Source organism: uncultured Flavobacterium sp., assembly GCF_937967675.1.
Lineage (GTDB): Bacteria > Bacteroidota > Bacteroidia > Flavobacteriales > Flavobacteriaceae > Flavobacterium.
This window is the reverse complement of record NZ_CALBSN010000176.1, coordinates 1-5,730: the sequence shown is the minus strand read 5'-3', so window position 1 is coordinate 5,730 and position 5,730 is coordinate 1. Positions and strand designations below refer to the sequence as shown.

General features: G+C 35.3%; 3 protein-coding genes. All 3 read left to right on the top strand.

What is annotated here, in order from left to right:
* Positions 1–153: 153 nt before the first annotated feature.
* Positions 154–849 (top strand): DUF6252 family protein, encoded by a 696-nt coding sequence (locus Q0075_RS11710; RefSeq protein WP_297869669.1) that lies wholly within the window; start codon positions 154–156, stop codon positions 847–849.
* A gap of 154 nt (positions 850–1,003) precedes the next feature.
* Positions 1,004–5,530: a DNA polymerase III subunit alpha gene (gene dnaE / locus Q0075_RS11705; protein ID WP_297869668.1), complete on the top strand. Its 4,527-nt coding sequence runs from the start codon at positions 1,004–1,006 to the stop codon at positions 5,528–5,530.
* Positions 5,531–5,642: 112 nt separating this feature from the next.
* Positions 5,643–5,730, top strand: an 88-nt coding sequence (locus tag Q0075_RS11700) for a thioredoxin domain-containing protein (protein ID WP_297869670.1), incomplete at its 3' end; no start/stop codon positions are given.

Genomic DNA, 5,730 nt, shown 5'->3' with positions numbered 1-5,730 from the left:
AGGTTCTCGACCTCGGTTATTTAAGGGTGCAAATATATAAAACTTTGTAATACAATTGTGTAAATTGGTGTAAAATATTTTTTATTATAAAGCGTATTTGTTTCAATAAAAAAGTTATTTTTGTTTCCACTTTACAAATTTCAATTTAAAAAAATGGGAAAATTTATTTCTTTTCTAGCTTTATCAATGCTGTTTTCTTCTTGTCAAGAGGATATACAAACTAATACGCCTGCATTTCAAGCAAATTTTAATAATGAGTCATGGAGAGCAAATGATGCCAGAGTTTCGATAGATGCTGATGGTGCTATGACGATAACAGCATTTACTCAGTTTGAAACAGTAACCTTAAAAACGAGTGCTTCTAATTTGGGAACTTATATTTTAGGTACTTCTGATGTTAGGAATTTTGCATCTTACGATTTTAATACTCCCGATTTTTCTAATCATTATGATTCGAGAGTTTATTCTGGCCCTGCTTACAAAATTTCTTCAATTATTGATCAGGGTACGGGTTATATTGATAACGCTACTGGTGCCCAAACAATTGGAGGATCTGGTTCAGGATTAAGAGTTGCAACAACTACAAATATTGGAAATGTAAATTCTATTACAGTTGTATCTCGTGGTACTGGATATAGAGCTGGAGATTTAATAACGATTGTTGGTGGAAATAATGATGCAACTTTTCAAGTTGTTAACGTGCAACAAAGTAATGGTGAAGTTACAATTACTGAGGTTTTGGATGGTAGATATACGGGTAAGTTCAAATTTAATGTTGTTGATGAAGAAGGCGAGGTTGTTACTTTTTCAGAAGGTGTTTTTTACAAAGTTCCATTAGGAAGTTTCTAATTTTTTTAAATATAGATTAAAACCATCTGGAGTAATTCAGATGGTTTTTTGTTTTTGTTGATAACTTAAATTGGCATTCACTAACTTAAACTGTATTTTTGTTTTTATTCAAAATCAGCTTTTGTGTTTTGTTTTTAGCTTAATTATCAGATAGATGTACTTAATTTTCGATACAGAAACTACAGGATTACCGCGCAGTTGGTCGGCACCTATTACCGATACCGATAACTGGCCTCGTTGTATACAAATTGCATGGCAATTACATGACGAAATGGGAAATTTAATCGAGCACCAAGATTATTTGGTTAAGCCCGAAGGTTTCAATATTCCGTATGATGCGGAACGCGTGCATGGTATTTCTACTGAATTGGCTATGGAGCAAGGGATTTCAATGGTAGAAGTTTTGGAAAAATTCAACATCGCACTTTCCAAAACAAAATATATTGTGGGGCAAAACGTTGGTTTTGATGTGAATATCATGGGTTGCGAATTCCACCGATTTAACATTGGAACGGATTTAACCAAAATGCCCGTTTTAGATACGTGTACTGAAACTACAGCAGAATTATTAAAATTACCCGGTGGTCGTGGTGGAAAATTCAAATTACCAACACTTACCGAATTACATCAATACCTTTTCAATCAACCTTTCGCAGAAGCCCACAATGCTACTGCCGACGTGGAAGCAACTACTCGTTGTTTTTTGGAATTAATCAAAAGAGAAGTTTTTACCAAAGAAGAATTAGACGTAACACCAGAATATTTTAGACGTTTTCGTGAAAATAATCCGGGCGAAATTCAGCTTATCGGTTTAAAACACATCAATCTTAAAAAAGCTTCGGATGAAATTAGAGCGCGATTGCAAAAAATCCAAAGCGAAGAAGAGCAAGCCACTATTTCAGATGCAACAAAAGCCGATTTAAAAGACGCTGCTTTTGCGCATTTGCACAATCACACACAATTTTCGGTATTACAATCCACTATTGCAATTAATGATTTGGTAAAAGCTTCAGCAAAATTTAAAATGCCAGCGGTTGCCATGACCGATACTGGAAACATGATGGGTGCGTTTCATTTTGTAAGCGCCGTTTTAAATCACAACAAAGCTGCTGAAGCCAAAAACAAAGAGTTAATTGAAAATGGTGAAGAACCAACCGAAACCGTAATCAAGCCGATTGTTGGTTGCGAGTTCAATATCTGCGATGATCATAAAGATAAGACCAAAAAAGACAACGGTTATCAAGTAGTTTTATTGGCAAAAAATAAAAAAGGCTATCACAATTTAGCCAAAATGTCTTCGATTGCTTATACCGATGGTTTTTATTACGTTCCTCGTATTGACAGAAGTATTGTTGAAAAATACAAAGAAGACATCATTGTTCTTTCTGGAAATTTATATGGTGAAATTCCAAGTAAAATTCTAAATGTTGGAGAAAGTCAAGCTGAAGAGGCTTTAATTTGGTGGAAAGAGCAATTTGGTTCCGATTTCTATTTGGAAGTCATGCGTCACAAACAAGAAGACGAAAATCGTGTGAACCAAACATTGATAGCTTTCGCGAAAAAGCACAATGTGAAGTTAATCGCGACTAACAATACCTATTACGTTAATAAAGAAGACGCCAACGCACACGATATTTTATTGTGTGTAAAAGATGGTGAAAAACAAGCAACACCAATTGGTCGCGGACGCGGTTATCGTTATGGATTACCAAATCAAGAATATTATTTCAAATCGGGTGACGAAATGAAGCAACTTTTTGCCGATTTACCTGAAGCGATTATCAATATTCAAGAAATCATCGATAAAACGGAACCATATTCTTTATATCGCGATGTATTACTTCCAAAATTTAAAATTCCTGATGAATTTGAAGTAGAGGAAGATAAATTAGATGGTGGAGTTCGTGGTGAAAATGCGTATTTGAAACATCTCACCATGGAAGGTGCTAAAAAACGCTATGGCGAAATTACACCAGATATTCAAGAACGTTTAGACTTTGAATTGCTTACGATTTCCAATTCAGGTTATCCAGGTTATTTCTTAATTGTACAAGATTTCATTGCTGAAGCTAGAAAAATGGACGTTTCTGTTGGACCAGGTCGTGGTTCGGCTGCGGGTTCGGCCGTTGCATATTGTTTAGGAATTACGAATATCGACCCAATTAAATACGATTTGCTTTTTGAGCGTTTCCTTAATCCCGACCGTGTTTCCATGCCCGATATTGATATTGACTTCGATGATGAAGGTCGTGGTCGTGTGATGGATTATGTAATCAATAAATACGGAGCAAGTCAGGTAGCGCAAATTATTACTTATGGTAAAATGGCTACGAAATCAGCTATTCGAGATACCGCTCGTGTATTGGATTTACCGCTTTTTGAAGCCGATAGAATTGCAAAGTTAATTCCAGGTATGATGCCGTCGAAATGGAATTTAGCACGATTCTTAGCTGAAGACGAAAGTGAAGTCAAAAAAGCATTACGTTCAGAAGAATTTGACCGAGTTAAAGAATTAATCGAAATTGCCAATTCAGAAGATTTAGCAGGAGAAACCATTCAACAAGCAAAAGTCTTAGAAGGTTCCATGCGAAATACCGGAATTCATGCTTGTGGTGTGATTATTACGCCAGATGATATTACGAATTTCGTTCCCGTAACCACTGCCAAAGATTCAGATTTATATGTAACGCAATTTGACAACTCGGTAGCAGAAAGCGCTGGTTTGTTGAAGATGGACTTCTTGGGATTAAAAACCCTAACCTTAATTAAAGACACGGTGAAATTGGTAAAATATCGTCTAGGAATCGATTTGAATCCTGATGAATTTCCAATTGATGATACCAAAACATACGAATTGTTCCAAAGAGGTGAAACGGTTGGGGTTTTCCAATACGAATCGCCTGGAATGCAAAAATACATGAAGGACTTAAAGCCAACAGTTTTTGCCGATTTAATTGCCATGAATGCATTATATCGTCCTGGACCATTGGAATATATTCCTTCTTTCGTTCGTAGAAAAAACGGTGAAGAACCGATTACCTACGATTTAGATGCTTGCGAAGAATATTTAGGAGAAACTTACGGAATTACCGTTTACCAAGAGCAGGTGATGCTTCTGTCGCAAAAATTGGCAAATTTCTCTAAAGGTGATGCCGATGTACTTCGTAAAGCGATGGGTAAAAAGCAGAAAGATGTCTTGGATAAAATGAAATCTAAGTTTATCGATCAAGCAAAAGCCAATGGTCATGACGAACAAAAATTAGACAAAATTTGGACAGACTGGGAAGCATTTGCGAGTTATGCCTTCAATAAATCGCACTCTACTTGTTACGCTTGGATTGCCTATCAAACAGCATATCTTAAAGCGCATTATCCAGCGGAATATATGGCTGCGGTGCTTTCGAATAACATGAACGATATCAAACAAGTGTCGTTCTTTATGGAAGAATGTAAACGCATGGGATTAGCTGTTTTGGGTCCAGATGTGAATGAATCGTACTATAAATTTACAGTAAATGAAGATTATGCGGTTCGTTTCGGAATGGGAGCGATTAAAGGCGTTGGTGCAGGAGCGGTTCAAACCATTGTTGAGAATAGAAAAGATGGAAATTATAAATCCATCTTCGATTTAGCTAAACGAATCGATTTGCGTGCTGCCAATAAAAAAGCATTCGAAAACTTAGCATTAGCAGGTGGTTTTGATGGTTTTTCCGAAACACATCGTGCCCAATATTTTCATCATGATGGCGACGGAATTACGTTTTTAGAAAAAGCGATTCGTTATGGTGCAAAGTTTCAAGAAAACGAAAATTCGGCTCAAGTAAGTTTGTTTGGAGATGCTTCTGAAGTACAAATTGCAGAACCACAAGTGCCACCATGTGAAGAGTGGAGCACTATGGAAAAGTTGGCCAAAGAAAAAGAAGTAGTAGGAATTTACATTTCGGGTCATCCTTTAGATGATTATAAGTTTGAAATGAAATATTTCTGTAATACCAATTTAGAAGGCTTGAAAAACCTAGAACAGAATGTTGGAAAAAACCTATCTTTTGGCGGAATTGTAACTAATGTGCAACATCGAACAGCTAAAAACGGAAAAGGTTGGGCAACATTTGTAGTGGAAGGTTATGATGAAAGTTTTGAATTCCGAATTTTTGATGAAGAGTATTTAAAGTTCCGTCATTTTTTACTGCAAAATCAGTTTGCTTATTTTAAAATTACGGTGAAAGAAGGTTGGGTGAATCGAGAAACAGGGAAAAAATCCGATCCGAGAATTCAATTTATTGATGTGAAAATGCTAGCCGATGTGTTACCAACATTTGCAAAAAAACTCGTGCTTCAATTAGCTATTAATGAAGTAAAAGAAGGTGTTATTTCAGAATTGAACCAAATTTTCACCAAATACAAAGGTGATCATAATGTAACTTTTGAAGTGATGGAGTTGGAGAAAATCAAGCGAATGGTAGAAGAAAAACCAGTTGCAATAATTCCTACTGATTCAGAAGACGAAATGGAAGAGAATTTTGATGAAATGGAAGAAATGGATATTACTGTTCAAACAGAAAAAGAGGAAATTATAGTAAAAACTAAATTGGTGATGCCAAGTAGAAAACTAAAAGTTAAAATTTCATCGGAATTATTGCAAGAATTAGAGCGTATGCAATTAAGTTTTAAGTTAAATTAGTATCAATTTTTAAAATAAAACTATAACAAAAACTAATTTTTATAAAACACTACATTCCAATTTAATTCCTAAATTTGCATATCAATAAAGTAAAAACATAAAGTAAAATAATATGGCATTAGCAATTACAGATGCTACTTTTGAAGAAGTAGTATTAAAATCAGATAAACCAGTAGTAGTAGATTTTTGGGCAGCTTGGT